We start from the raw sequence: 247 nt of genomic DNA, 5'->3' as shown, positions 1-247 counted from the left end.
CCGAGATGATCGTGAAAGGGCTCGCAATGGGCTCACAGCACCCGGGCGCAGACCCTCGAAAGCTGCGTACGGGCATCTAAACACCCTTTTAGCGGCGAATCTCACAAGGTTATGTGTCTTGAAAGCTAGTTCAAAGTAAGGAGGTGTTAGGCGACGCCCGTCGCCTCGTGGGGCAAGTGCACCAGAAAGGTGGTGCCGGCTCCGAGCTGGGAATGCACCTCGATGCGGCCGCCGCCGTTCTCGACCA

Source organism: Hymenobacter sp. B1770 (assembly GCF_049896385.1).
Lineage (GTDB): Bacteria > Bacteroidota > Bacteroidia > Cytophagales > Hymenobacteraceae > Hymenobacter.
This window is presented reverse-complemented; position numbering follows the sequence as displayed.